Annotated in this window: 23 protein-coding genes and 2 pseudogenes; 10 read left to right on the top strand and 15 right to left on the bottom strand. The window is 71.6% G+C overall.

The features are described 5' to 3' along the window. Positions 1–107: 107 nt before the first annotated feature. Positions 108–845, top strand: a pseudogene (locus tag ACZ6R9_RS27375) (3-phosphoshikimate 1-carboxyvinyltransferase); the annotation flags it as partial. 103 nt (positions 846–948) lie between these two features. Here ACZ6R9_RS27375 and ACZ6R9_RS27370 read toward each other — a convergent pair. The 5 genes from ACZ6R9_RS27370 to ACZ6R9_RS27350 all read right to left on the bottom strand — a co-directional run bounded on the left by ACZ6R9_RS27370 (position 949) and on the right by ACZ6R9_RS27350 (position 4,410). After that, complete coding sequence (locus ACZ6R9_RS27370) at positions 949–1,362, bottom strand: DNA-binding protein (RefSeq protein ID WP_465540906.1); 414 nt, start codon at positions 1,360–1,362, stop codon at positions 949–951. Then, complete coding sequence (locus tag ACZ6R9_RS27365; protein ID WP_380481808.1) at positions 1,344–1,628, bottom strand: hypothetical protein; 285 nt, start codon at positions 1,626–1,628, stop codon at positions 1,344–1,346. The genes ACZ6R9_RS27370 and ACZ6R9_RS27365 overlap by 19 nt, the downstream gene beginning before the upstream one ends. A gap of 47 nt (positions 1,629–1,675) precedes the next feature. Beyond that, positions 1,676–2,326: a Pr6Pr family membrane protein gene (locus ACZ6R9_RS27360; RefSeq protein ID WP_465540905.1), complete on the bottom strand. Its 651-nt coding sequence runs from the start codon at positions 2,324–2,326 to the stop codon at positions 1,676–1,678. 176 nt (positions 2,327–2,502) lie between these two features. Beyond that, a complete protein-coding gene (locus tag ACZ6R9_RS27355; RefSeq protein WP_380481804.1) occupies positions 2,503–2,766 on the bottom strand; it encodes a DUF1876 domain-containing protein in 264 nt (87 codons plus the stop codon). Positions 2,767–2,919: 153 nt separating this feature from the next. Beyond that, positions 2,920–4,410, bottom strand: a complete 1,491-nt coding sequence (locus tag ACZ6R9_RS27350) for a flavin-containing monooxygenase (protein WP_380481802.1) — start codon at positions 4,408–4,410, stop codon at positions 2,920–2,922. A 127-nt stretch (positions 4,411–4,537) separates the two neighbouring features. Here ACZ6R9_RS27350 and ACZ6R9_RS27345 point away from each other — a divergent pair, with 127 nt between their 5' ends. Continuing rightward, positions 4,538–5,746: a PucR family transcriptional regulator gene (locus tag ACZ6R9_RS27345; protein ID WP_465540904.1), complete on the top strand. Its 1,209-nt coding sequence runs from the start codon at positions 4,538–4,540 to the stop codon at positions 5,744–5,746. Between the two features lie 15 nt (positions 5,747–5,761). Here the strand turns inward: ACZ6R9_RS27345 and ACZ6R9_RS27340 are convergent. Beyond that, positions 5,762–5,881 (bottom strand): annotated as a pseudogene (locus tag ACZ6R9_RS27340) (GNAT family N-acetyltransferase); the annotation flags it as partial. Positions 5,882–6,092: 211 nt separating this feature from the next. After that, entirely contained in the window at positions 6,093–6,782 is a 690-nt protein-coding gene (locus ACZ6R9_RS27335) for a GNAT family N-acetyltransferase (protein ID WP_380481799.1), read from the bottom strand. Between the two features lie 160 nt (positions 6,783–6,942). Between ACZ6R9_RS27335 and ACZ6R9_RS27330 the strand changes: the two genes are divergently transcribed. The 4 genes from ACZ6R9_RS27330 to ACZ6R9_RS27315 all read left to right on the top strand — a co-directional run bounded on the left by ACZ6R9_RS27330 (position 6,943) and on the right by ACZ6R9_RS27315 (position 12,748). After that, entirely contained in the window at positions 6,943–8,085 is a 1,143-nt protein-coding gene (locus ACZ6R9_RS27330; protein ID WP_465540902.1) for a CaiB/BaiF CoA transferase family protein, read from the top strand. A 61-nt stretch (positions 8,086–8,146) separates the two neighbouring features. Then, positions 8,147–9,289, top strand: coding sequence for an acyl-CoA dehydrogenase family protein (locus tag ACZ6R9_RS27325; protein ID WP_465540900.1), 1,143 nt, complete (start codon positions 8,147–8,149; stop codon positions 9,287–9,289). Between the two features lie 37 nt (positions 9,290–9,326). Next, complete coding sequence (locus ACZ6R9_RS27320) at positions 9,327–10,541, top strand: acetyl-CoA C-acetyltransferase (RefSeq protein ID WP_380481793.1); 1,215 nt, start codon at positions 9,327–9,329, stop codon at positions 10,539–10,541. A 41-nt stretch (positions 10,542–10,582) separates the two neighbouring features. After that, complete coding sequence (locus ACZ6R9_RS27315; protein ID WP_380481791.1) at positions 10,583–12,748, top strand: 3-hydroxyacyl-CoA dehydrogenase NAD-binding domain-containing protein; 2,166 nt, start codon at positions 10,583–10,585, stop codon at positions 12,746–12,748. Here the strand turns inward: ACZ6R9_RS27315 and ACZ6R9_RS27310 are convergent. The 5 genes from ACZ6R9_RS27310 to ACZ6R9_RS27290 form a co-directional block, all read right to left on the bottom strand. Continuing rightward, positions 12,736–13,485 carry a MerR family transcriptional regulator gene (locus ACZ6R9_RS27310; protein WP_380481789.1) on the bottom strand — a complete coding sequence of 250 codons (750 nt, stop codon included), beginning with the start codon at positions 13,483–13,485 and terminating at the stop codon, positions 12,736–12,738. The two genes, ACZ6R9_RS27315 and ACZ6R9_RS27310, sit on opposite strands and share 13 nt — an antisense overlap. A gap of 103 nt (positions 13,486–13,588) precedes the next feature. Continuing rightward, entirely contained in the window at positions 13,589–14,620 is a 1,032-nt protein-coding gene (locus ACZ6R9_RS27305; protein WP_380481787.1) for an isopenicillin N synthase family dioxygenase, read from the bottom strand. A gap of 120 nt (positions 14,621–14,740) precedes the next feature. Beyond that, entirely contained in the window at positions 14,741–14,815 is a 75-nt protein-coding gene (locus tag ACZ6R9_RS27300; RefSeq protein WP_465540984.1) for a putative leader peptide, read from the bottom strand. 109 nt (positions 14,816–14,924) lie between these two features. Further along, entirely contained in the window at positions 14,925–15,350 is a 426-nt protein-coding gene (locus tag ACZ6R9_RS27295; protein ID WP_465540897.1) for a VOC family protein, read from the bottom strand. 243 nt (positions 15,351–15,593) lie between these two features. Beyond that, on the bottom strand, positions 15,594–16,013 hold the full coding sequence (locus ACZ6R9_RS27290) for a spore-associated protein A (RefSeq protein WP_380481783.1): 420 nt from the start codon (positions 16,011–16,013) through the stop codon (positions 15,594–15,596). A 234-nt stretch (positions 16,014–16,247) separates the two neighbouring features. Here ACZ6R9_RS27290 and ACZ6R9_RS27285 point away from each other — a divergent pair, with 234 nt between their 5' ends. Continuing rightward, complete coding sequence (locus ACZ6R9_RS27285; protein ID WP_465540895.1) at positions 16,248–17,186, top strand: AraC family transcriptional regulator; 939 nt, start codon at positions 16,248–16,250, stop codon at positions 17,184–17,186. A gap of 34 nt (positions 17,187–17,220) precedes the next feature. On the opposite strand, the gene ACZ6R9_RS27280 is transcribed toward ACZ6R9_RS27285, so the two are convergent. Then, entirely contained in the window at positions 17,221–17,862 is a 642-nt protein-coding gene (locus ACZ6R9_RS27280) for an NAD(P)-dependent oxidoreductase (RefSeq protein WP_465540893.1), read from the bottom strand. Positions 17,863–17,970: 108 nt separating this feature from the next. Here ACZ6R9_RS27280 and ACZ6R9_RS27275 point away from each other — a divergent pair, with 108 nt between their 5' ends. Further along, the gene (locus ACZ6R9_RS27275) at positions 17,971–18,303 is read left to right on the top strand and encodes a winged helix-turn-helix transcriptional regulator (protein WP_380481777.1); all 333 of its coding nucleotides are present in this window, start codon (positions 17,971–17,973) and stop codon (positions 18,301–18,303) included. A 36-nt stretch (positions 18,304–18,339) separates the two neighbouring features. Here the strand turns inward: ACZ6R9_RS27275 and ACZ6R9_RS27270 are convergent, their stop codons facing one another. Further along, entirely contained in the window at positions 18,340–20,760 is a 2,421-nt protein-coding gene (locus ACZ6R9_RS27270) for an ATP-binding cassette domain-containing protein (protein WP_465540891.1), read from the bottom strand. 354 nt (positions 20,761–21,114) lie between these two features. On the opposite strand from ACZ6R9_RS27270, the gene ACZ6R9_RS27265 reads away from it, so the two are divergent. After that, positions 21,115–21,843 (top strand): SDR family oxidoreductase, encoded by a 729-nt coding sequence (locus tag ACZ6R9_RS27265; RefSeq protein WP_465540889.1) that lies wholly within the window; start codon positions 21,115–21,117, stop codon positions 21,841–21,843. Positions 21,844–21,906: 63 nt separating this feature from the next. Here ACZ6R9_RS27265 and ACZ6R9_RS27260 read toward each other — a convergent pair whose 3' ends face one another. Continuing rightward, positions 21,907–23,505, bottom strand: a complete 1,599-nt coding sequence (locus tag ACZ6R9_RS27260; RefSeq protein ID WP_465540887.1) for a multicopper oxidase family protein — start codon at positions 23,503–23,505, stop codon at positions 21,907–21,909. 117 nt (positions 23,506–23,622) lie between these two features. On the opposite strand from ACZ6R9_RS27260, the gene ACZ6R9_RS27255 reads away from it, so the two are divergent. Beyond that, positions 23,623–24,261 carry an alpha-ketoglutarate-dependent dioxygenase AlkB gene (locus ACZ6R9_RS27255; protein WP_380481769.1) on the top strand — a complete coding sequence of 213 codons (639 nt, stop codon included), beginning with the start codon at positions 23,623–23,625 and terminating at the stop codon, positions 24,259–24,261. Positions 24,262–24,283 lie beyond the last annotated feature (22 nt).

Raw genomic sequence — 24,283 nt, 5'->3', positions numbered from 1 at the left:
GCTCGCCACCGGGTGCAACTGGGACACCGGCGCTCAGCGCGCCACCTGCGGCTTGTCCGAGGCGTAAGACGATCCGTCTCGCGCGAGCCGCGGCAGGGCAGGATCGCGTGCGGACGAGCGGGGTGCGGGGCGGGGAGGTGACGCTGGACGCCGGGCTGTCCTCGCAGTACCTGACGGCGCTGCTGCTGCTCGGCCCGCTGACCGAGGACGGGCTGCGGATCCGGGTCACCGACCTGGTCTCCGCGCCGTACGTCGAGATCACGCTCGCGATGATGCGCAGCTTCGGCGTCGAGGTCGAGCGCGAGGGTGAGATTTTCAGCGTCCCGCCCGGCGGCTACACGGCGACCCGGTACGCGATCGAGCCGGACGCGTCCACGGCGTCGTACTTCTTCGCGGCGGTGCTGGAGCAGTTGGGCGCGGAGGTGGAGGTGACGGCGGACGCCACCACCGTCACCGGCCGGACGCTCACCGGAGGGACCGTCAACATGCGGGACATCTCCGACACCATGCCGACCCTCGCCGCGATCGCGCCGTTCGCGTCGGGGCCGGTGCGGATCGAGGACGTGTACAACACCCAGGTCAAGGAGTGCGACCGGCTGGACGCCTGCGCGGAGAACCTGCGGCGGCTGGGGATCGACGTGGCGACCGGGCGGGACTGGATCGAGATCCGGCCCGGTGCGCCGAGGACGGCGGAGATCGCCACCCACGGCGACCACCGGATCGTCATGTCGTTCGCCGTCACGGGGCTGCGCACGCCCGGGATCACGTTCGACGACCCCGGGTGCGTGCGCAAGACCTTCCCGGGCTTTCACGAGGCGTTCGCCGCCTGGGCCCGGCACCAGTAGGGGGGTCGGCATCCCGTCGGAGGCCTGCGACTGGCCGAGCCTGAGCACCGACAGCAGGCCCAACTGGTACAGCGGACAGCCGATGGGCTCCACCCGCTGACGGCTACACGGGAACCAGCCGCACCCGGCCGCCGCAGAGCTTGGTGAGATCATCGACGTCCGACGTCAGTACCACTACGGGCCGCTGCTGTCGCAGAGCGAGTTCGGCCACGACGGAGTCGATCGCGTACTTGTGGCCATGCAGGCCGGCCGCCAGCAGGAGGGCCGACGCCGCCTTGGCCTCCTCGTCGCCGACCGGAGCGATGCGAAGGCCGGAGAGCAGCCAGTTCAGCCGGGTCCGGTCGGTCCGGTCGTGCACCGCCTCGGTGATCGTCAGCGCGCTGATCACCACCTCCATGCCCCTGGCGCGCGCTTCCGCGACCAGAGCGACCACCGGTTCGTTGTCCGCGAGCAGTTTGGAGAATCCCTCGGAGTCGAGGACCAACGTTCCTTCGTGGTTCAGCTTGCGGCGGGCCATTCGCTCTCCCCGGCGAACACCTCGTCGAACACCCGGCGGGCACGATCCTGTTCAGCTGTGGGGATCGGTCCATTGCGGCGCTCGTAGTCGGCCAGGTATTCGTCCAGTATCCGGCCGCGGAGCTCACGCTCGACGGCGGCGGTGATGAACGCGGAGAACTCGCGCTTGCCGACCCGCTCCCGGATCGCGGCCGCGGTGCCTTCGGGCAAGGACAGGCTGACTCTGGTCGCCGGTCCGTCGCCGATGCTGTAGGTGCGCTCGGTCATGCAGCCAGATTATCAAAGGAGTGGGAATTGGCTGGGCCGGCCTGCCGTCAGGCCTCCTGAGTGACGGGTTGGGTACGGCGGAGCTTCGTGCCGAGGCGGTCGAGGGCGACGACCAGGGCGGCGAGGACGATGAACTCCAGGGTGAGCTGGACCATTTGGAGGCCGACCCAGGCGTAGCCCTTCTCGGTGGGGTCGAGGAAGAAGTAGGGGTAGCGGAGGGGGAAGTTCGGGAAGGCGGCGGCGCGGGCCTCGGTGAGGAAGGCGTAGCCGAGGGGGTAGGAGAGCCAGAGCGGCAGGTCGCGCCAGCGGGACGCGTTGCGGGGGGAGAGCAGCAGCCAGTCGGCGAGCACCATCAGCGGGGTGGTGTAGTGCAGGAAGAAGCTGGACCAGTGCTGGAGGCGGTCGGGGCCGGAGACCAGGCCGGGCAGCGGGTTCTCGCCGTGGTTGAGCAGCACGTGCGCGACGATGCCGGTGATGGTGATGTACAGGACGGCGGCGCCGCGCAGCCGCGGCGCGGGGGCGTCCACCGTCCCCCGCTTGACCATCCAGTAGGCCGCGCCGAGGAAGTAACCGAGCACGAGCACGTTGCTCTGGAGGGTGAAGTACACCAGCGAGCTGTTGCTGAGGTAGATCCCCAGGAACGCGGACAGGGCGATGGCGCAGCGCCACCACAGGGCGGGGCGGGTCCAGACGGTCATGCGGTCACCGGTGATTCGTCTCGCTGGTGCCCCCCGTGGGCACGACTGATCGCCGCACTCTACCTGCCGGTTCGATGGTCCGAAAAGATCACCGACCGGTGGACGGGCCCGCCCCGCACGGGAGTTCGGCGCCGCTCAGAGACTCAGAGGCTTGGTTGGTTCGGATCTCGGAGTGTTCAGAGCGGGAGGTGCGCCGGGCTGTGGGTGTGGCTCTCGATTCCGGTTTCCGCCTGGCCGGCCAGCTTGTGGGCGAGGTCGTGGCAGGCGCGGGCCGCGGCCAGTTCCTCACCGATGACGGTGTCGGCGTCGTCGGTGGGATTGCGTCGGGCCATGCCGGTGCCCTGAGCGCCGGGCGCGCTGAAGCCGCTGAGCGAGGCGGTGCAGGTGGTGCGGGACTCGTCCTCTTCGAAGGACAGATCGACGATCCAGTGGTTCTGCATGACGTGTCACCTTCCCGTGCGCACCGGCGACGGGCGGCCGGTGCGCCTTCCTCCCAGCGTCCGCCCGCCCCCGGCAGGCGGCAAGGGGCGGCGGCCCGGCCGGGGTGGGCAGCCCGTGAGGACAGTCAGGCCGGGGCGGTCAGGTCGGGGCGGTCAGGAGAAGTGCAGCTCGGGGTCGGTGACCGGCCCGGCGCCGAACGTCCGCTCGTCGTCGCGGTAGCTGGTGGAGGTCTGCCACGGCCCCCGGTCGCCCTGCCGGGGCAGCCCGTCCACGGCGCGCAGGATGTAGCCGGCCGCGAAGTCCAGGAACGGCCGGGTGGGCATCGCCGGGTCGGCGACCTCGGGGCGGCAGATCCGGTGCCCGCGCCGGTCCATGTGGGCCAGCAGGCGGCAGAAGTGCTCGCACAGCAGGCCGACCTTCAGCGTCCAGGAGGAGTTGGTGTAGCCGATCGCGTACGCGAAGTTGGGGACGCCGGAGAGCATCATGCCCTTGAACGCGACGGTCTCGGCGAGCCGCACCGGCACACCGTCCACGCTCATCGGGATGCCGCCGAAGGCCTGCACGTTCAGCCCGGTCGCGGTGACCACCAGGTCCGCCTCCAGCTCTCGGCCGGATTCGAGCAGCACCCCGCGCTCGGTGAAGGTGCGGATCCGGTCGGTGACCACGGACGCCCGGCCGGCGCGGATCGCCTTGAACAGGTCGCCGTTGGGGACGGCGCACAGCCGCTGGTCCCACGGGTCGTACGGCGGGCTGAAGTGCTTGTCCACCGGGTAACCCTTGGGCAGCTGGCGGGCGTTCACCCAGCGGATGATCCGCCGGGCGGTCTTCGGGTGCCGCTGGCAGAACGACCAGACCGCGTACTGCTGGGCGATGTTCTTGCGCCGGGCCAGCGCGTAGCCGCGCTCGTCGCCGAGCAGCCGCCGCAGCAGGTTGGCGAGGTGGTCGCGGCGCGGCACGGGCATGATGTACGTCGGCGTGCGCTGGAGCATCGTCACCTGCCGGGCCCGCTTCGCCATCGCGGGCACCAGGGTGACGGCGGTCGCGCCGCTGCCGATCACCAGCACGCGCTTGCCGGTGTGGTCGAGGTCCTCGGGCCAGTGCTGCGGGTGGACGACGGTGCCGGTGAAACGTTCCAGCCCCTCGAACTCGGGCGTGAATCCCTGGTCGTAGCGGTAGTAGCCCATCGCGCAGAACAGCCAGTCGCAGGTCAGGGTCAGCCGCTCGCCGGTGTCGGTGCGCTCCACCCGGACGCTCCAGCGGGCGTCCGCCGTGGACCAGCTCGCGTCCAGCACCCGGTGGTGGTAGCGGATCCGGTCCTGCAAACCGTTCTCCCGGACGGTTTCGCGCAGGTAGGACAGGATCTGCGGGGCGTCGGCTATCGACTCCTTCTCCCGCCACGGCTTGAACGCGTAGCCGAAGGTGTGCAGGTCCGAGTCGGACCGGATGCCCGGGTAGCGGAACAGGTCCCAGGTGCCACCGAGGTCGGCCCGGGCCTCCAGGATCGCGAACCCCTTGCCGGGCAGTTCGGCGGACAGGTAACGGCCCGCGCCGATACCCGAGATCCCGGCGCCGACGATCAGCACATCCAGATGCTCGACGGGCGCGGCGGTCCGGTCGTGGCGGTGCGCGGCGGCGGTGGACACGGGCGACTCCTGACGGTCCTCGGACGAGACCCCGTCATCGTCCACAAATCCTGCGGCAGTTGCCCAGGTTCAACCTGCACCGAGCTGCCCCTTTCCCGGTGCACTCTGCACTACTACGGTGGCGGGCATGCCGCTGCCCCCAGCCCGGATCCGCAAACTGATCCGCCAGGGCGCCGAGTTCGCCCTCAACCCGCAGCCCGAATGGCTCGCCGAACTCGACGCCGCGACCCTCGCCGGCGAGACCCGGCGGCCGATCGCCGACGACCCCGTCCTCTCCGCCGGCCTGCGCCGCGTCAACCGGGCCAACCTGCTGCGCTGGGCCGCCGCCAACGTCACCGCCCCCGGCGCGCCCGTCCCCGCCCCCGAGGGCGAGGAACAGCGACTGATCGCCCGCGACATCGTCCGCCGCGGCCTGGACGAACCCGCCCTCGACTCCTACCGCGCCGGCGAGAGCGTCGCCCTCCGCCTGTGGACCCGGATCGCCTGCTCGCTCACCACCGACCCCGAGGAACTGCGCGAACTCCTCGACGTCTCACTCCGCTCCATCTCCGCGTTCGTGGACGCCTGCGTCGGCGGGATGTCCGCCCTGCTCCGGGCCGAACGCGCCGCGCTCACCGGCTCCAACCACGCGGAACGGCTGCACGCCGTCGCCCTGCTGCTGGACGGCGCGCCCATCGCCCGCGCCCGCGCCGAAGCCCGGCTCGGGTACCCCCTCGCCGGCACCCACACCGCCGCCGTCCTGTGGGTCGACGACCTCGACCAGGACTTCGCCCAACTCGACCGCGCCGCCGACCTGTTGGCCGCGACGGCGGGCCGGCCGCCGGTCCTCGACGTCACCGCGAGCGCGGCCACCCGCTGGGTCTGGACCGCCGCCCGCCCCGACCAGCACCGCCTGCGCACCGGCCTGGACCGACTCCCCGCCGTCCGCATCGCCCTCGGCCCCGCCGCCGGCGGCGTCAACGGCTTCCGCCGCAGCCACCTCGACGCCCTCACCACCCAGCGCATGCTTGCCCGCCTCGCCTCCGTCCAACGCCTCGCCTCCCACGAGGAGATCGAACTCGTCGCCCTCCTCACCCAGGACCTCGAAGGCGCCGACCGCTTCGTCCGTCGCGTCCTCGGCGCACTCGACGGCCCCCCGGCCGAAGCCGTCCGCGCCTACCTCGCCGAACAGTGCAACGCCACCCGCGCCGCGGCCCGCCTCTTCACCCACCGCAACACCCTGCTCCGCCGCCTCGCCCGCGCCGACACCCTCCTCCCGCGCCCCCTCGCCGACCACCCCCTCGACGTGGCCGCCGCCCTCGAAATCCGCCACTGGCGCGGCCGAACACCTGGCTGACGCCCGGCCCGCGAGCTACCGGCCCGCCAGGTCGCGCCGAAACCAGGTGCCCGTCCCGCCACTGAGGTCGGCCGGGCCCGCCGGGCCGACCGGGACGAACCCGGCCTTGACCAGCACCTTCCGGGACGCGACATTGGCGCGGTTCGCCAGCTCAAAGGCCAGGATCGCCGGGCCGTGGCAGGCATCCAACTGCTTCAACTCAGGCACGGCGCAACCCTATTCAGACAGCGCCCCGGGATCATTTGACTATCCGCCCACGAGGAGGCGACCCCGTCGCCGTGTGTCCGGCTTCGCCGTGTCTTCTCCTGTCTGCCGGCCGAAGGCCTGCTCCGCGGGGCGCGGTGTCTCAGGGGGTGCGGTAGCCGCGGATGGTGACCTTGGTGCGGATGGTGAAGCCCAGGCGTTGGTAGAGGGCGAAGGCGGTGGTGTCGGCGGCGGAGTGGAGGAAGGGGCGGTCGCCGCGGGCGGTGATTTGGTGGATGAGGGTGGTGATGAGGGTGGTGGCGTGGCCGCGGCCGCGGGCTTCGGGGGCGGTGCAGACGGCGCTGATCTCGGTCCAGCCCGGCGGCTTGAGCCTTTCTCCGGCCATGGCGACCAGCGCGCCGTTCTCCCGGATGCCGAGGTAGGTGCCGAGTTCGTGGGTGCGGGCGTGGAACGGGCCGGGGCGGGTGCGTTCGGCCAGGGCGAGCATCTCGGGGACGTCCGGGGGACCGAGTTCGACCACGTGAGCGGCGGCGGTGCGGGGGAGTGCGGAGAGTGCGCCGGGGTGGGTCATCTGGTAGCCCTCGAAGGTGAATTCGGGTGCCAGGTGGTCGGGCGGGAGAACGGGGCAGTTGACGAGGAGGGCGAAGGCGTCGACGCCGAGGAGTGCGATCAGGTCGTCCCAGGAGCCGGGTTGGGCGGTGATGGCGGAGAAGCTCGCCACCTCGGGGAGGAAGCTGGAGGCCCGGCCGTGGTGGCGGGCGAGGTGGGCGTGCGGGCCGGCGAGCGAGGCGGCGACGGGGTTGTCGAGGACGGTGGTGTCACGGTCGGGCATGGTGGGTTCCCTCCGGAAGGTCGGACGCGCGGTCGGACGCGGTTCCATCATCGGGGATCGCGTGTCGCGGACCGTCCGGTTGACTCTTGTTACCGGCGAGTCGCATCCCTATCATCGCCACTGTGACAGCTTTACTGTCAAACCTGGGAGGCGCTCGCCGATGACCCCCGCAACACCCCCCGCCGCGGCTGCCGGGCCGCTCGCGGGTGTCCGGGTCCTGGAGCTGGCGGGCATCGGGCCCGGCCCGTTCGCCGCGATGCTGCTCGCCGATCTGGGGGCGGACGTGGTGCGGGTGGACCGCCCGGGCGGGCAGGTGCTCGGGCCGGCCCCGGAGCAGGACCTGACCAACCGCAACAAGCGTTCCGTCGTGGTGGACCTGAAATCCCCGGGCGGACAGGGCCTCGTGCTCGACCTGGCCGCCCGCGCCGACCTGCTGATCGAGGGCTACCGCCCGGGCGTCGCCGAACGCCTCGGCATCGGCCCGGAGCAGTGCCTGGCCCGCAACCCGGCGCTGGTCTACGGCCGGATGACCGGCTGGGGCCAGGACGGTCCGCTCGCCGACCGTGCGGGCCACGACATCACCTACCTCGCCACCTCCGGCGTCCTCGGCCTGATCGGCGACCCGGACGGCCCCCCGGCGATCCCGGCCAACCTGCTGGGCGACTACGCAGGTGGCTCGCTGTATCTGGTGGTCGGCCTGCTGGCCGCCCTGCACCACGCCCGGGCCACCGGCACCGGCCAGGTCGTGGACGCCGCGATCATCGACGGAGCCGCTCATCTCTCCACCATGCTGTGGGGCCTGCTCGGCGCCGGCCTGTGGCAGGACCGCAGAGGCGTCAACCTGCTGGACGGCGGCGCCCCTTGGTACGGCACCTTTGCCACCGCCGACGGTCGTTGGATGGCCGTAGGCCCGCTGGAGCCGCAGTTCTACGCCGAGTTCACCCGGCTGCTGGAGCTCGGCGAGGACGCCCCCGCGCAGTACGACCTGCCCCGCTGGCCCGAGCTGCGCGAACGGATCGCGCAGCGTTTCGCCACCCGCAGCCAGGCCGAGTGGACGGAGCTCTTCGAGGGCCACGACGCCTGCGTGGCACCGGTGCTGACGCTTCGTCAGGCCGCCGCGCATCCTCACCTGGCCGCCCGTGGCAGCTATACCGAGCAGCACGGCACCGTCCAGCCCGGCGTCGCCCCGCGCTTCTCCGCCACCCCGGCCGCGCTGCGCACCCCGCCCGCGCGCCCCGGCGAGCACACCGCCGAGGTGGCCCGCGACTGGGCCGTCCCGGCACTCGACCCGCAAGCCCCCTGACCCGCAAGCCCCCTGACCCGCAAGCCTCCTGACCCGCAAGCCTCCGGAAGGAGACACCCCGTTGCAGCGCGAGCTCTACACCGAGGAACACGAGGACTTCCGCGAGAGCGTCCGGGCCTTCCTCGCCAAAGAGGTCGTCCCGCACCACGCCCGCTGGGAGCAGCAGGGCATCGTCGACCGTGAGGCCTGGCTGGCCGCCGGAAAGGCCGGTCTGCTCGGCATCGCGGTGGACGAGCAGTACGGCGGCGGTGGCAGCCCGGACTTCCGGTTCGCGGCGGTGCTGGCCGAGGAGTTCACCCGGGTCGGCGCCAGCGGCCTGGCGATCGGGCTGCACAACGACATCATCGGCCCGTATCTGACGGGGCTGGCCAGCGAGGAGCAGAAGCAGCGCTGGCTGCCGGGGTTCTGCTCGGGTGAGTTGATCAGCGCGATCGCGATGACCGAGCCGGACACCGGTTCCGACCTTCAGGCGATCCGCACCACGGCCGTGGACGCGGGTGACCACTATGTGCTGAACGGCGCGAAGACCTTCATTTCCAACGGGATCCTGGCCGATCTGGTCGTGGTGGTGGCGAGGACCACCGCGGAGGGTGGCGCGCACGGCCTGAGCCTGCTGGTGGTGGAGCGCGGCATGCCGGGCTTCGAGCGCGGCCGCAACCTCGACAAGATCGGCCAGAAGGCGCAGGACACCGCCGAGTTGTTCTTCCAGGACGTGCGGGTGCCGAAGGCGAACCTGCTGGGCGAGGAGAACCAGGGCTTCCTGTACCTGATGCGCAACCTCGCCCAGGAACGCCTGGCGATCGCGGTCGCGGCGATCGCGGGCGCGGAGTACGTGCTGGAGGAGACCACGGCGTACGTGAAGCAGCGCACGGCGTTCGGCCGTCCGCTGGCCAAGCTCCAGCACGTGCGTTTCGAGATCGCCGAGCTGGCCACCGAGTGCGCCGTCACCCGGACCTTCGTGGACCGTTGCGTGCTGGAGCACAACAAGTACAACCTGACGCCGGTGGACGCCTCGATGGCCAAGTGGTGGGCCACCGAGCTGCAGAAGCGCACCGCCGACCGCTGTCTGCAACTGCACGGCGGTTCCGGCTACATGAGTGACAGCGCGGTCGCCCGGGCGTTCACCGACGGGCGCGTCCAGACCATCTACGGCGGCACCACCGAGATCATGAAAGAGATCGTCGGCCGCTCCCTGCTCGGCTGACCCGGCCGACCCACACGTCTGAAAGGCATTCGACACCGTGACCACCGAAGCGTACGTCTACGACGCGATCCGCACCCCGCGCGGACGCGGCAAGCAGACCGGCTCCCTGCACGGCACCAAGCCGATCGACCTGGTGGTCGGTCTGATCCACGAACTGCGCCGCCGTTTCCCGACCCTGGACCCGGCCGCGATCGACGACATCGTGCTCGGCGTGGTCAGCCCGATCGGTGACCAGGGCTCCGACATCGCCCGGGTCGCGGCGATCGCCGCCGGCCTGCCGGACACCGTCGCCGGCGTGCAGGAGAACCGCTTCTGCGCGTCCGGCCTGGAGGCCGTCAACCTGGCCGCGGCGAAGGTCCGTTCGGGCTGGGAGGACCTGATCCTGGCCGGCGGCGTGGAGTCGATGTCCCGGGTGAAGATGGGCTCCGACGGCGGCGCCTGGTTCGCCGATCCGATGACCGCCTACGAGACCGGTTTCGTTCCGCAGGGCATCGGCGCCGACCTGATCGCCACCATCGAGGGACTGTCCCGCACCGACGTGGACGCGTTCGCCGCCGAGTCGCAGGCCCGCGCCGCCAAGGCGCAGGCGGACGGCCTGTTCGACCGCTCGGTCGTCCCGGTGCGCGACCGCAACGGCCTGGTGGTGCTCGGCCGCGACGAGTTCATCCGCCCCGGCACCACCGTGGAGACGCTGGCCGGCCTCAAGCCGTCCTTCGCCGACATCGGCGACCTCGGCGGTTTCGACGCGGTCGCGCTGCAGAAGTACCACTGGGTGGAGTCCATCGACCACGTGCACCACGCGGGCAACTCCTCCGGCATCGTGGACGGCGCGGCGCTGGTCGCGATCGGTTCGAAGGAGATCGGCGAGCGCTACGGCCTCACCCCGCGCGCCCGGATCGTCTCCGCCGCGGTCTCCGGCTCCGAGCCGACCATCATGCTCACCGGCCCTGCGCCCGCCACCCGCAAGGCCCTCGCCAAGGCCGGGCTGACCGCCGCCGACATCGATCTGGTGGAGATCAACGAGGCGTTCGCCGCCGTCGCGCTCCGTTTCATGCGCGAACTCGGCTTCCGCCACGACCAGGTGAACGTCAACGGCGGCGCGATCGCGCTCGGCCACCCGCTCGGCGCCACCGGCGCGATGCTGATCGGCACCCTGATCGACGAGCTGGAGCGCCGCGACCTGCGCTACGGCCTGGCCACCCTGTGCGTGGGCGGCGGCATGGGCATCGCCACCGTCATCGAGCGCATCTGACCACCCGTCCACTCACGTATCCGAACAAGGAATTCGACACAATGACCGACGTGAGCCCCATCCGCTGGGAGCAGGACCAGGACGGCGTGGTCACCCTCGTCCTCGACGACCCCGCGCAGTCCGCCAACACCATGAACGCCGCGTTCACCGACGCGCTCGAAGCCACCGTCGAACGCCTCGCCGCCACCGAGGAGTTGACCGGCGTCATCGTCACCTCCGCGAAGAAGACCTTCTTCGCCGGCGGCGACCTCAAGCTGCTGTCCTCGGTCGGGCCGGACGACGCCGAGCAGGTGTTCGCCAACTCGATGCGGATCAAGCGCGCGCTGCGCAAGCTGGAGACCCTCGGCAAGCCGGTGGTCGCCGCGATCAACGGCGCCGCGCTCGGCGGTGGCCTGGAGATCGCCCTCGCCTGCCACCACCGGATCGCGCTGGACGCCCCCGGCAGCAAGATCGGCCTGCCCGAGGTCACCCTCGGCCTGCTGCCCGGCGGCGGCGGAGTGGTCCGCACCGTGCGGATGCTCGGGATCACCGATGCCCTGCTCAAGGTCCTGCTGCAGGGCCGCCAGTACCGTCCCGCGCAGGCGCTCCAGCACGGCCTGGTGCACGAACTCGCCTCCAGCGCCGAGGAGATGCTCGCGCAGGCGCGCGCCTTCATCGCCGCCAACCCGGTCAGCGCGCAGCCCTGGGACGCCAAGGGCTACAAGATCCCCGGCGGCACCCCCAGCACCCCCGCGCTCGCCGCCAACCTGCCCGCCTTCCCCGCCAACCTGCGCAAGCAGCTGAACGGCGCGCCCTACCCGGCGCCGCGCAACATCCTGGCGGCGGCGGTGGAGAGCTCGCAGGTGGACGTGGACACCGCGTTCGTCATCGAGGCCAGGTACTTCGCCGAGCTGGCCTGCGGGGCCACCTCCAAGAACATGATCCAGGCCTTCTTCTTCGACATGCAGGCCGTCAACTCCGGTGCCTCCCGCCCGAGTTCGGTTCCGGCGCGGAAGGCGTCGAAGGTCGCGGTGCTGGGCGCCGGCATGATGGGCGCGGGCATCGCGTACTCGTGCGCGCAGGCCGGTCTGACGGTGCTGCTCAAGGACGTCACGCTGGAGGCCGCCGAACGCGGAAAGGCCTACTCCGCGGGCCTGTTGGACAAGCAGGTGCAGCGCGGACGGCTGTCCGCCGAGGAGCGCGACGAGTTCCTCGCCCGGATCACCCCCACCGCGGACGCGGCCGACCTGGCCGGCTGCGACACCGTCATCGAGGCGGTCTTCGAGAACCCCGAGCTCAAGCACAAGGTGTTCCAGGAGATCCAGCACGTGGTCGCCCCCGACGCGCTGCTCTGCTCCAACACCTCCACCCTGCCGATCGGCCTGCTCGCCGAGGGTGTCGAGCGGAGCGCCGACTTCATCGGCCTGCACTTCTTCTCGCCGGTCGACAAGATGCCGCTGGTGGAGATCATCCGCGGCCCGCAGACCGGCGACGAGGCGCTCGGCCGCGCCTTCGACCTGGTCCGGCAGATCCGCAAGACCCCGATCGTGGTCAACGACTCGCGCGGCTTCTTCACCTCCCGGGTGATCGGCCAGTTCATCAACGAGGGCGTCGCGATGATCGGCGAGGGCCTCGACCCGTCCTCCGTCGAGCAGGCCGCCGCCCAGGCCGGGTACCCCGCGAAGGTGCTGTCGCTGCTGGACGAGCTGACCCTCACCCTGCCGCGCAAGATCCGCAACGAGTCCCGCCGCGCCGTCGAGGAGGCCGGCGGCACCTGGACCGAGCACCCCGGCGAGATCGTCATGGACCGGATGCTCGACGAGTTCCAGCGCCCCGGCCGCAGCGGCGGCGCCGGCTTCTACGAGTACGTCGACGGCAAGCGCACCCGGTTGTGGCCCGGCCTTCGTGAACACTTCGCGCGGCCCGGCGCGGAGATCCCGTTCGAGGACATGAAGGAACGGCTGCTCTTCTCCGAGGCCCTCGACTCGGTCCGCTGCCTGGACGAGAACGTGCTGACCTCGGTCGCCGACGCCAACATCGGTTCCATCCTCGGCATCGGCTTCCCCGCCTGGACCGGCGGCGTCCTGCAGTACATCAACGGCTACCCGGGCGGCCCGGCGGGCTTCACCGCCCGCGCCCGCGAACTCGCCGCCGCGTACGGCGAGCGCTTCACCCCGCCGGCCTCGCTGGTCGCCCTCGCCGAGAGCGGCGGCCACTACCGCGACTGACCCTGCTCCTCCTGGCCCGCCCGCTCCGCCGGGCGGGCCAGCTCCTCCGCGAGCGAGCGCTGGAAGGCCGTCACCAGCGCCTGCACCACCATCGGCTGGATCCGGTCCGTCAACTCCCGCATCCGCTCCAGCTCTTCGGGATCCGGGCCGCTCTCCCGGTACGGGCGCCACACGGTGTCCCGGAACAGCCGGTGCAGATCGTGCGCCGTCGCCTGGCTGTGCAGCCGCACCACCGCCCGGGCCGCCACCAGCGTCTCCAGCGGGATCGGCACGTCCAGCACCCGCACGCCCAGCGGCAGCAGCCCCGGCTCCACCTTGAACACGTCCGGGTCCCCGGTGCGGTGCAGCGCGCCCATCGCCGCGAGCGAATCCAGATCCGCGTCCGACAGCGCCCGCCCCGTCCGGCGCTCCAACTGCGCCCGGCTGGCCTCCTCGGCCGACTCCGGCGTCCACGACGCCACCAGCGCCCGGTGGATCGCTAGGTCCAACTCGCCGATGTCCGAGGGCAGTTGCGCGAGATAGCGGTCGATCGCGGCCAGCGTCAGACCCTGCCGCTGCAACTCCTCGATCAACTCCAGCCGCCCCAGGTGCTCAGCCCCGTACAGGCCCACCCGCCGCGGCCCCAGCTCCGGCGGCGGCAGCAGCCCCTTCGCCCCGTAGAACCGCAGCGTCCGGACCGTCACCCCCGCCCGGGCAGCCAGCTCGTCCACCGTGAACCGCGGCTCCCCGCCACCCATCGCAACCCAGCCCTCGCACCAGTACCACTGTGACACCAGCAGTGTGACACCGGTCTCGCCCGGCGGTCCATGGCCCCGCCGGGCGGACGGGCCGGTGCCCCGGTCAGCCCAGGGGGAGGAGTTCGGCGTGGTGGCGGCGGGTGACCTCCGGGTGGGCGCGGCTGAATCCCTTCAATTCGTTCTCGCCGAAGTCTGCATGCAGGGGATTCGACGGGTCCTGGGTGATGCCCGGGGCGTGGTGGGCGTGCGGGAAGTCGAGTGGCGCGATGTGGGCGTCCAGGCGGGGGTTGTAGAAGAACGGGACGGAGAAGCGCTCACGGGCGCCCGCGGGAGACAGGACGCGGTGGCTGGTGGCCTTGAGGTAGCCGTCGGTGGCGACTTCGAGGAGTTCGCCGAGGTTGACCACGAAGGCGCCGTCCAGCGGGGGGACGTCGAGGAAGGTGCCGTCGGCGCGTTCGACCTGGAGGCCGCCGACGGTGTCCTGCAGGAGCAGGGTGATGAAGCCGTAGTCCTTGTGCGTGCCGACGCCCTGTGCGGCGCCGTCGGGGGCGGTGCCCGGGTAGCGGACCAGCTTCAGGTGCAGGTGGGGATGCGGGGCGAAGGCGTCGTCGTAGAAGTCCGGGCGGGCGCCGATCGAGGCGAGGAGCTCGTGCAGCAGCCGGCGGGCGACGCCGTCGAGGCGGGCGATCCAGTGCAGGGCGGCGGTGCGCAGCTCCGGGAGCGCGGCGGGCCACTGGTTGGGCCCCTCCAGCCACCAGTACGCGGGCTCGCCGGGCGCCGGTACGTGCGGCGGCAGTTCGGGGCCGATGTCGAGCTGGTCGCGCCAGTCGCGGCTGCCGCCGGTGCGTTCGTCCCCGGTGCGGGTGTAGCCGCGGAAATGCGGGGAGTTGAGGTTGCTGACGGCCAGCCGGTCGGCCTCGGGGAGGGCGAAGAAGGCGCGCATCGCGGAGCCGAGGCCGGCGGTCTCGGCGGCGGTCACGCCGTGGCCGACGAGCTGGAAGAAGCCGACTCCGGTCGCGGCCTCCCGCAGCTCCCGGTGGAGCCGGGCCCGCGCGGTGGCGTCGCCGTCGGCGAGCGAGAGGTCGATGACCGGGAGGGTTGTTGTGGGGTGCTGCCTGGGGTGCTGCATCGTCATGGGTGCGCGTCCACGGGGAACGGCCCGGCCGCTGCGGCGGGTCGCGCCGGGACGTGCCGGGGTGGCGGTGCCCGGCGCAGTCGGTGGGCCGCTACGGGCAGGGGATGCGGAGGGGGCTGATCAGCCGGAGCGTCGACAGGACATGCTCGTGACGCGGACCAGGTCCACGTGGCGACGGCTGACAAGAAGAAGCACCCCACCAGGCTACAACCCCTGCCCGGACGGTTCCGGGAATATGACAGGATCCGGCCAACCCCGGGTCCGGTCGCTCAGCGGCCGGTCGAGCCGGGGGGCGCCGACGCCGTCAGTGGTGGCGGGCCTCGCCCCGGTAGGTGCCGAACGACCAGCGGTTGCCCTCCGGGTCGCGCACCGTGAAGTCCCGTGAACCGTAGTCGGTGTCGTGCAGGGGGGCGGTCACCTCGGCACCCGCGCCGACCGCCCGCCGGTACAGGCCGTCCGGATCGTCGGTGACCACGTACGCGCCGAAGGTGCCGGGCCGCAGCGGCCAGGGGTCCTCCCCGCCGTCGGTGGGCTCCTTCGCCGAGCCGAGCATGATGCCGCCGCCGAGCGGCCATGCCAGTTCGGCGTGCTCCACCAGGTCGCCGTCCGCGTACACCGTGGTCGCCTCGAAACCGAACGCCTCGACCAGGAACGCGATCAGCGCCCGGGCATCACGCGCCCGCAGCGTCGGCCACACCTGCGGCGGCGGGGGAACGGCGGCTTCGGGCATCTCCGGCCTCCTGGGCTCTCCGGCTGCGACGGTGCGCCCACCCTAGGTGGTATCCGCAGGTCGGAGGGGTTGCCGCGCCGGAGAAGCGGCGTCAGGGCGGCGGGGCGGACGGGCCGGTCCGGCTCGCCGATCGGGAGCCGGACCGAACCGCACGAGCGGGTACCGGAGACCGGTACCGGCAGTCGGCCGGATCAACCGGCCGGACGGGCCGGGGTGCTCAGTCGCACCGGGCCGGACAGGTGCTCAGTGGCACCAGGACGGACCCTTGGTCCACCAGCCGTTGGAGTTGTAGTCCTGGCCGCCGTAGGAGACGCACTGCCCGGGGGCGTACAGGTAGGTCGCGGCGTAGTACTTGTAATTGCCCGAGTCCACCTTCCAGTTGGGGCTGGTGCCGATGGTCAGGAAGGCGCCGGTCAGGGTCGCGGTGCCCACGTAGGTGTTCTTGATGGTGGCGACGCAGTTGTTGCCGGTCGCGCTGCTGTACGTCAGGTACACCGTCGACGTGCCGCCCGGCAGATTGAAGCTGTCCAGCGTGGCATAGCTGGAACCGCACACCGACTGCGGGGTGTAGCCGGCGGCGTGGGCGTTGGCGGGGACCATCAGTAGTGCCGCACCGGCCGCGGCAGAGAGGGTGAGTGCCTTGAGAGTCCTGCTGAGGGACATGGGTTCCTCCTGGGACGGAAGGTTCACGGGTCCCGACCCGCTCGAACGGTCCACGGCGGATCGAGGGGATCAGCCTCCCGCTCCGCTCCGTCCGCTGTCTTTGGCGCACAGTCCACTGAGTTTTCTGGAGCGTCCGGACCGGCGCACATCCTTGGAGCGTCCTTTGTTGACGGTCGATAGGGTCACGGACAGGCTTGTCGTGTACGCCCAAATTCGGCTTCCGCAGGAGGGTACGTGCTCTTACGACCATGCGTCGCCGCTGCTGTGCGGCCGCAGGGAACCGAAGCGGGGACCTTCGAGGAGACACACCGGATCGTCCGGCTGGACGGGCTCGTCGTGCGGTTCATGGCCTTCACCTCGGGGCGGCGCCGTCACACCCCTGGCCTCCTCCGCACCGCGAACCCGGAAGCCGTGCGGATCTTCCTGCCACTGTCGGGATCCGTGGACGTCAGCCATGCCGGCTCCGAGACGACCTGCCCCGCGAACAGCCTGTACGTGCTGAGCACATCGCACCCGGTCGGCGTGCGGGCGGCCGGCCGCGACAGCGAACTCCACGCCTGCGTCGCCCTGGAGATCCCCAGAGCCCGCCTGCCCCTGCCGCGCGGTGGCGTCGCCAGGCCGGCGGTCCGCCTGCTGCCCGCCGATCGCGGCTACGGGGCCCTGCTCGCCCAGATACTGCGTCAACTGGCGCACGAGGCGGACACCTACCGGCCCGCGGACGGCCCCCGCCTCTCGGCCATCATCACCGGGGTGGCCTCCGCCCTGTTCTGCGCGGCCTTCGAGAACGACCCGGAGGCCGGCAGCGGACCGGAGATCCTGCTGCTGAGGATCAAGGACTTCATCACCCGCAACCTGCACGACGTCGACCTGGCCCCGGCAGCGGTCGCCTCCGCACACCACATCTCGCTCAGCTACCTGCACCGGCTCTTCCAGCAGGACGGCACCAGCGTGGCCGGCTGGATCCGAAGCCGTCGGCTGGAACACGCCCGGCGGGATCTCGCCGAGCGGGTCAGCGCCGCACTGTCGATCCGCGACATCGCCACGCGCTGGGGATTCCGGCACCAGGCCCACTTCAGCCGGGCCTTCCGGGAAGCCTACGGGTGTGCGCCGCGCGAGTTCCGGCACGAGGAGCGCCGCCGGTCCGAGTTCGAGCAGGTCCTCCGGACGACGTGAACGCAGTGAGAGTCCCGACCCGGGTGGCGGATCGTCAGTGGGAGACGGCGAGTTGGGCGGCGTGGTGCTTCGGGGTGTCGATCTCGTCCAGCAGGGCCAGGGCCAGGTCGGCGTGCGAGATGCGGCCGGTGCCGGTGACGGTGCCGACGGCGGTGACGTACTGGCCGGTGGTGGGGGCGTCGGCGGCGAGGTCCATGGGCGGGACGACCATCAGCCAGTCGAGGGCGCCGGCCTCGGCGGTGAGGAGGTCGAACTCGGCGACGTGGCCCTGCGAGAACGTCCGGTACTGCTCGGGGAATTGAGGGTCGTCCATGACGCGCACCCCGGGCGCGGTCTCCAAGGTGGTGGCGATGCCCAGCACCAGCAGTCGGCCGACGCCCGCCCGCCTCAGACCTGCCGTCAGAGCCCGTGCGGCGGCGGTGAAGTAGCTCTCGGAGGGGACGTCCAGCCGCACCGAGGCGTTGATCGCCGCGTCGTGGCCGGCGGCCACCCGGGCGACGGCGTCCGCGTCCGTCGCGTCGCCGCGCACCAGCATCACACCCGAACTCCCTTCCAGTTCCGGGTACTTGGCCGGGTCGCGGACCACCGCCGTCACGGCGTGACCGCGTCGGACGGCCTCCGCGACCGCCGCCCGGCCGACCCGTCCGCCCGCGCCGAAAATCACGATCCTGCTCATGGCTGCTCCTCGGTGCCCTGCTGCGTTCGGTGTCGTCGCCGACGGTAGGACGGGCACCCCCGGTTACCGCAACGGAACCGGGTCCGAGGTGCGGCTATGGTCGTACGCATGACCATCCCTGACGAGGCAGGCGTGTTCGACCTCCGGGAGTGCGCGCACCGCTCGCCGATCCAGGTCGGCGACAAGTGGTCCGGCGCGGTGCTGCGTTGCCTTCAAGGCGGGCCGCACCGCTTCACCGAACTCAAGGCCCGACTGCGCGGCGTCAACCCGAAGGTGCTCACCGAGACGCTGCGCGCGATGGAACGCGACCACTGGCTGACCCGCACCGACCACGGCGGCAACCCGCCGCACGTCGAGTACGCCCTGACCGAGGTGGGCCGCTCGCTGATCGGCGTCCTGGACACAGCCTGCGCCTGGGCCCGCGAACACCAGGTGGATTGATCGGAGCGGGCGCCGTGTCGTGCGGATATCGCGCTGCTACGCGCCGACGCCGACGTACTCCGCGAGGTGCCGGCCGGTGAGGGTGGTGCGGTCGGCGATCAGGGCGGCGGGGGTGCCCTGGAAGACGATGCGGCCGCCGTCGTGGCCGGCGCCGGGGCCGAGGTCGATGATCCAGTCGGCGTGGGCCATCACGGCCTGGTGGTGCTCGACCACGATGACGGACTTGCCGGAGTCGACCAACCGGTCGAGCAGGCCGAGGAGTTGCTCCACGTCGGCGAGGTGCAGGCCGGCGGTGGGTTCGTCCAGGACGTAGATGCCGCCCTTCTCGGCCATCTGCGCGGCCAGCTTCAGGCGCTGGCGTTCGCCGCCGGAGAGGGTGGTGAGCGGCTGGCCGAGCGTCAGGTAGCCGAGGCCGACGTCGAAGAGGCGCTTCAGGACGGCGTGTGCGGCGGGGGTGCGGGCCTCGCCGGTGGAGAAGAAGGACTCCGCCTCGTCGACGGACATGGCCAGTACCTCGGCGATGTCGCGGCCGCCGAGGTGGTACTTCAGCACCGCGGCCTGGAAGCGCTTGCCCTCGCACTCCTCGCAGACCGTCGCCACCGTGGCCATCATCGCCAGGTCGGTGTACACCACCCCGGCGCCGTTGCACGTCGGGCAGGCGCCTTCGGAGTTGGCGCTGAACAGGGCCGGCTTCACCCCGTTCGCCTTGGCGAAGGCCTTGCGGATCGGCTCCAGCAGGCCGGAGTAGGTCGCCGGGTTCGATCGCCGCGACCCGCGGATCGGGCTCTGGTCGATCGCCACCACGCCCTCCGGTACGCCGCCCTTCAGCGCCGCGCCGCTGACCAGCGAGCCGTGCACCAGCGAGCTCTTTCCGGAGCCCGCCACGCCGGTGACCACCGTCAGCACGCCCAGCGGTACGTCCACGTCCACCTCGCGCAGGTTGTGCGCGCTCGCCCCGCGGATCTCCAACACGCCGGTGGGGGTGCGGACTTCGGGCTTGAGCGCGGCCCGGTCGTCGAAGTGCCGACCGGTGATGGTGTCGCTGGTGCGCAGCCCGTCCACGCTGCCCTCGAAGCAGACCGTGCCGCCCGCCGAACCCGCGCCCGGGCCGAGGTCCACCACGTGGTCGGCGATCGCGATGGTCTCCGGCTTGTGCTCCACCACCAGCACCGTGTTGCCCTTGTCGCGCAGCCGCAGCAGCAGGTCGTTCATCCGCCGGATGTCGTGCGGGTGCAGGCCGGTGGTCGGCTCGTCGAAGACGTACGTGACGTCGGTCAGCGAGGATCCCAGGTGCCGGATCATCTTCACCCGCTGCGCCTCGCCGCCCGAGAGCGTGCCGGCCGGGCGGTCGAGCGAGAGGTAGCCGAGGCCGATCTCGGTGAACGAGTCCAGCACCTGCCGCAGCGAGGCCAGCAGCGGCCCCACCGACGGCTCGTCCAACTCCCGTACCCAGCCGGCGAGATCACTGATCTGAAGTGCGCACGCGTCGGCGATCGAGAGGCCCTTGATCTTCGAGGACCGGGCGGCGGCGCTCAGCCGGGTGCCCTCGCAGTCCGGGCAGGTGGTGAAGGTGACGGCCCGGTCCACGAACTCCCGGATGTGCGGCTGGAGGGCGGCCCGGTCCTTGCTGAGCATCGACTTCTGGATCCGCAGCACCAGACCCTCGTAGGTCATGTTGATGCCCGCGATCTTCATCCTGGTCGGCTCCAGGTACAGGAAGTCGTGCAGCTCCTTCTCGGTGTACGTGCGGATCGGCTTGTCCGGATCGATCAGCCCGGACTCGGTGTACAGCCGGTAGTTCCAGCCGCCCGGCTTGTACCCGGGGATGGTCAGCGCGCCCTCGTTCAGCGACAACCCGTCGTCGTACAGCTGCCCCAGGTCGATGTCCGAGACGCTGCCCCGCCCCTCGCAGCGCGGGCACATCCCGCCCGCCCGCGAGTACGTCCGCTTCTCGGCCTTCGCGCCCTTGCCGCGCTCCACCGTGATCGCCCCGGAGCCGTGCACCGTCGGCACGTTGAAGGAGAACGCGGGCGGCGGCCCGATGAACGGGTCGCCGAGCCGGCTGAACAGAATGCGCAGCATCGCGTTGGCGTCCGTCGCGGTGCCGACGGTCGAGCGCGGGGCGGCGCCCATCCGCTGCTGGTCCACGATGATCGCCGTGGTCAGGCCGTCCAGCACATCCACCTCGGGACGGGACAGCGTCGGCATGAACCCCTGCACGAACGCGCTGTACGTCTCGTTGATCAGCCGCTGCGACTCCGCCGCGACAGTGCCGAACACCAGCGAACTCTTTCCCGAACCGGACACCCCGGTGAACACCGTCAGCCTGCGCTTGGGCAGTTCGACGCTGACGTCCTTCAGATTGTTCACCCGCGCCCCGTGCACCCGGATCAGATCGTGACTGTCCGCCAGGTGCCGCCCCTCCGCCTGCTTGCCCGCCCGCTCGGTGCCGCTCATCGTCCTCGTCCCTCCGTCCGGCGGCGCCCGTGGCGACACCGCCGCCTTGATCCAACCATCCGGCCGGCCCTGCGCCGGGGGATTGCCGACAACGGCTCGCTGCCCTCAGGCCCCGCCGCCACCCTGACCGCCCGGGTCGCCGCCATTCGTCCCAAGAGGTGAGCCCCGCAGGGGAGTTGGCGCCCCCGCGACCGGACCTGGACCCATCACCGCCTGCCCGACGTCCTGCCGCGCCTCGGCCCCGCACTCGCACCCCGCCGCGACTGTCGCACCCCGCCCGGCCATTGCGCCCCCCTTCTCGATCAACAGTCCTATTCTTCCTTCAGTACTGGGAAGTGGACGAAGGGTCAGCTCATGGATCTCACCGGCCGCACCGTGGTCATCACCGGCGCGGGCCGCGGCACCGGCCGGGCACTCGCCATCCGGGCCGGGCGACTGGGGGCGCGGGTCCTGGTGTCGGCACGCGGGCTGGACGCGGCCGAGCGGACGGCCGAGGAGATCGCCGCCGACAGCGGGGCGAAGGCGGAGGGCCTGGCCTGCGACATCTCCGACCCCGCCTCGGTGCGGGCCTTCGCCGCCGAGGTCGCGTCCCGCACCGACCGGGTCGACGTCCTGGTCAACAACGGGGCCCGCTACCTGCACGGCGCCGACCTGCTGGACGCCGACGACGACGCGATCGCCGACACCATCGCCTCCGGCGCCACCGGCACCGTCCTGATCACCCGTCATCTGCTGCCCCTGCTGCGCGCCTCGTCCGCCGCCGACGTGGTCAACCTGGTCTCCTCGGTCGGCGAACTGCGCAACCACCGTTCTGCCTCGCACCCCGCCTACTACGCCGCCAAGGCCGCCCAGTCCGGTTTCTCCGACGTCCTCTCCGCCCGCCTGCGCCCCGAGGGCATCCGGGTGATCGCCCTCTACCCTCCGGACTTCGACGACGCCGACCCCCTCGCCCCCGCCTGGGACACCGCCTCCCGCACCGCCGACGACGTACTCACCGCCCAGTCCGTCACCGACTGCGTGCTGTTCGCGATCGGCCAGCCCCGGGACTGCTTCATCCGCAGCTTCTACTTCGAACAGCTCTGACGCCGGGGCCAGGCCTGCTGACGGCCGATCAACTGCCGGTGCGCGTCCTGTTGGACCGGCGGCTCACGCCTCGACGTAGTGGACGGTCTGCATCATGCCGAGGTCCTCGTGGTGGAGCTGGTGGCAGTGGGCGACGGCGTGGCCGGTGAAGTCGGCGTACTTGACCAGGAAGGTGACGGAGTCGCCGGGGGTGCCGCCGGCCAGGGCGACGGTGTCGTGCCAGACCGGGGGGTCGAGTTGTTCGCCGTTGCGGTGGGTGACGAGGATCTGGTTGGTGTGCAGGTGGAAGGGGTGGGCGTGAGCGGGCAGGGTTTCGTCGGTGCGGACGGTCCAGCGTTCGACGGTGCCCAGGCGCAGGGTGTGGTTGACGTAGTGGGGGTCGAAGCGGCCGTAGGCGGGGTCGCGGCGGAGGTCGCCGTCGGGGTCGGCCGGGGGTGTGGGGTTGCTGCCCAGCATGCGGTAGGCGTTGGGGAAGGCGCCGGGGAGGACCCGCGGGTCCACGTGGAAGATCACCTCGCGGTCGGCGTCGGGGTCGGTGATGTCGTTCTCGTCGAGGAACGGCCTGCCGAGGGGTAGGGAGGTCGGCAGTTCCATCGGCGGTTCGACGGGCTCATCCGCGACCTCGACCGTCATCAGCGGCTCGGGCACTCCGTCGGCCAGCAGCCGGTACTGGCCGGGCCTGTCGCCGCGGACCAGGACGTCGGCGCGGTTGCCCATGGCCAGGTGCACCACGTCGTGGGCGACCGGCGCGGCGAAGCTGATGCCGTCCTGGGCGATCTGGTGCATCGTCAGGTCTTCGCACTCCCCGGAGATCCGCAGGTGCAGGCCGGTGAAGGCGGTCGCGGCGACCAGCCGCCAGCGCTGGACCTCGCCCTGGCGCAGCGTGATGGTCGGGTTGACGGCGCCGTTGACGGCGAAGGTGGACGGAATGTCGGTCACCCAGTTGCCCGAGGTGAAGGCGGGGACTTCGCCGTCGTCGAACTTGAGCTCGCTGATGCAGACGACGATGTCCTCGGCCGCCTCGATCTCCGGCACCTCGTCGATGTCGCCCTCGACGATGATCACCCCGGCCATTCCTCCGACGATCTGTTCGGCGGTGGCTCCGTGCAGGTGCGGGTGGTACCAGTAGGTGCCGGCGGGGTGGTCGGCCGGGATGTGGATGGTGCTCGTGTACCGCGGTTCCGCTGCGCCGAGGGCCACTTCGGTGGCGGTGCGCGGCGCGAACACCCGCTGGATGTTGTCGGCGGGCCCGGACGGGGAGACGTGCATCCCGTGGGTGTGCAGGTTGAAGCTGTTGGCGTGGTGCGGCGTGTTGTGGTCGCCGTGGAAGGGCCGGTTGGGCGGCAGGCCGTTGATGTGTGTGAGCCGCAGGGTGTCCCCGCCGCGCACGCGCAGGGTCGGGCCCGGGATCGTCCCGTTGTAGGTGCGGGTGGTGACCTGGCCGTAGCCCGGTACGGAGAGCTCCGTGAAGCGGACGTCCAGGGTCTGTTCGACGATCTGCGGCGCCGGGTCGGCCGCCCGGGCCGACACCTCCGGCTGCGGAAAGCACGTCGAGGCCGCAGCCGTGGCGCGCTGGGCGGTCAGGATCCCGTGGGACGCCGCCGCGAGACCGGCGACAGTTTTGAGGATCAGACGACGACTGATCCCGCGATTCTCTCTCATAAACGGGCAATTTAGGTCAAACGGTCAAAATCGCTCCGACGGCGCACCGAACCGGTCAGCGGCCTCGCCTTCTCCGACTATCGTACGAACGTTCGAACGGAGCGTACGCTGGACGGCATGACGTACCAGCTGCAGGGTTCGCTGTTCGACACCGGCGGCCCGGAGGCGGAACCCGCCCTCGGCCCACTCGCCGGGATCGAACGGACGGTGCTGAGCCACGGGGCGTGGATCGACGTACTGCCCGGCTGGCTGAGCGGCGCCGACGCGCTGTTCGAACGCCTGGTGGACGGGGTGCCGTGGCGGGCGGAACGACGCGAGATGTACGAGCGGGTGGTGGACGTGCCCCGGCTGCTGGCCTTCTACCGTGAGGGCGCCACGCTGCCCGACCCCGTCCTCGCCGAGGCCCGGGACGCGCTCGGCGCCCACTACCGGACGGAGCTCGGCGAACCGTTCGCCACCGCCGGGCTCTGCCTCTACCGCGACGGCCGGGACAGCGTCGCCTGGCACGGCGACCGGATCGGCCGCGGCGACCGCGAGGACACCATGGTCGCCATCCTCTCGGTCGGCCAGGCCCGCCCCCTGCTGCTGCGCCCCCTGGCCGGCGGCGGCCCGACGGTGCGCCGCTCGCTCGGACACGGCGACCTGCTGGTGATGGGCGGCTCCTGCCAGCGCACCTGGGAGCACGCCATCCCGAAGAGCACCGGCGCGGTCGGCCCGCGGATCAGCATCCAGTTCCGCCCGAGCGGCGTCCGCTGAACCCCGGCCGGACCTTGGCGTG

The organism is Kitasatospora sp. NPDC048662 (assembly GCF_055587065.1).
This window is presented reverse-complemented; position numbering and strand designations above follow the sequence as displayed.

What these genes read in the sequence shown, in the direction of transcription:
- ACZ6R9_RS27370 (WP_465540906.1), bottom strand. Translation starts at nt 1,362, where the DNA reads ATGGCCCGCCGCAAGCTGAACCACGAAGGAACGTTGGTCCTCGACTCC.
- ACZ6R9_RS27365 (WP_380481808.1), bottom strand. Translation starts at nt 1,628, where the DNA reads ATGACCGAGCGCACCTACAGCATCGGCGACGGACCGGCGACCAGAGTC.
- ACZ6R9_RS27360 (WP_465540905.1), bottom strand. Translation starts at nt 2,326, where the DNA reads ATGACCGTCTGGACCCGCCCCGCCCTGTGGTGGCGCTGCGCCATCGCC.
- ACZ6R9_RS27355 (WP_380481804.1), bottom strand. Translation starts at nt 2,766, where the DNA reads ATGCAGAACCACTGGATCGTCGATCTGTCCTTCGAAGAGGACGAGTCC.
- ACZ6R9_RS27345 (WP_465540904.1), top strand. Translation starts at nt 4,538, where the DNA reads ATGCCGCTGCCCCCAGCCCGGATCCGCAAACTGATCCGCCAGGGCGCC.
- ACZ6R9_RS27335 (WP_380481799.1), bottom strand. Translation starts at nt 6,782, where the DNA reads ATGCCCGACCGTGACACCACCGTCCTCGACAACCCCGTCGCCGCCTCG.
- ACZ6R9_RS27330 (WP_465540902.1), top strand. Translation starts at nt 6,943, where the DNA reads ATGACCCCCGCAACACCCCCCGCCGCGGCTGCCGGGCCGCTCGCGGGT.
- ACZ6R9_RS27315 (WP_380481791.1), top strand. Translation starts at nt 10,583, where the DNA reads ATGACCGACGTGAGCCCCATCCGCTGGGAGCAGGACCAGGACGGCGTG.
- ACZ6R9_RS27310 (WP_380481789.1), bottom strand. Translation starts at nt 13,485, where the DNA reads ATGGGTGGCGGGGAGCCGCGGTTCACGGTGGACGAGCTGGCTGCCCGG.
- ACZ6R9_RS27305 (WP_380481787.1), bottom strand. Translation starts at nt 14,620, where the DNA reads ATGACGATGCAGCACCCCAGGCAGCACCCCACAACAACCCTCCCGGTC.
- ACZ6R9_RS27295 (WP_465540897.1), bottom strand. Translation starts at nt 15,350, where the DNA reads ATGCCCGAAGCCGCCGTTCCCCCGCCGCCGCAGGTGTGGCCGACGCTG.
- ACZ6R9_RS27290 (WP_380481783.1), bottom strand. Translation starts at nt 16,013, where the DNA reads ATGTCCCTCAGCAGGACTCTCAAGGCACTCACCCTCTCTGCCGCGGCC.
- ACZ6R9_RS27280 (WP_465540893.1), bottom strand. Translation starts at nt 17,862, where the DNA reads ATGAGCAGGATCGTGATTTTCGGCGCGGGCGGACGGGTCGGCCGGGCG.
- ACZ6R9_RS27275 (WP_380481777.1), top strand. Translation starts at nt 17,971, where the DNA reads ATGACCATCCCTGACGAGGCAGGCGTGTTCGACCTCCGGGAGTGCGCG.
- ACZ6R9_RS27270 (WP_465540891.1), bottom strand. Translation starts at nt 20,760, where the DNA reads ATGAGCGGCACCGAGCGGGCGGGCAAGCAGGCGGAGGGGCGGCACCTG.
- ACZ6R9_RS27265 (WP_465540889.1), top strand. Translation starts at nt 21,115, where the DNA reads ATGGATCTCACCGGCCGCACCGTGGTCATCACCGGCGCGGGCCGCGGC.
- ACZ6R9_RS27260 (WP_465540887.1), bottom strand. Translation starts at nt 23,505, where the DNA reads ATGAGAGAGAATCGCGGGATCAGTCGTCGTCTGATCCTCAAAACTGTC.
- ACZ6R9_RS27255 (WP_380481769.1), top strand. Translation starts at nt 23,623, where the DNA reads ATGACGTACCAGCTGCAGGGTTCGCTGTTCGACACCGGCGGCCCGGAG.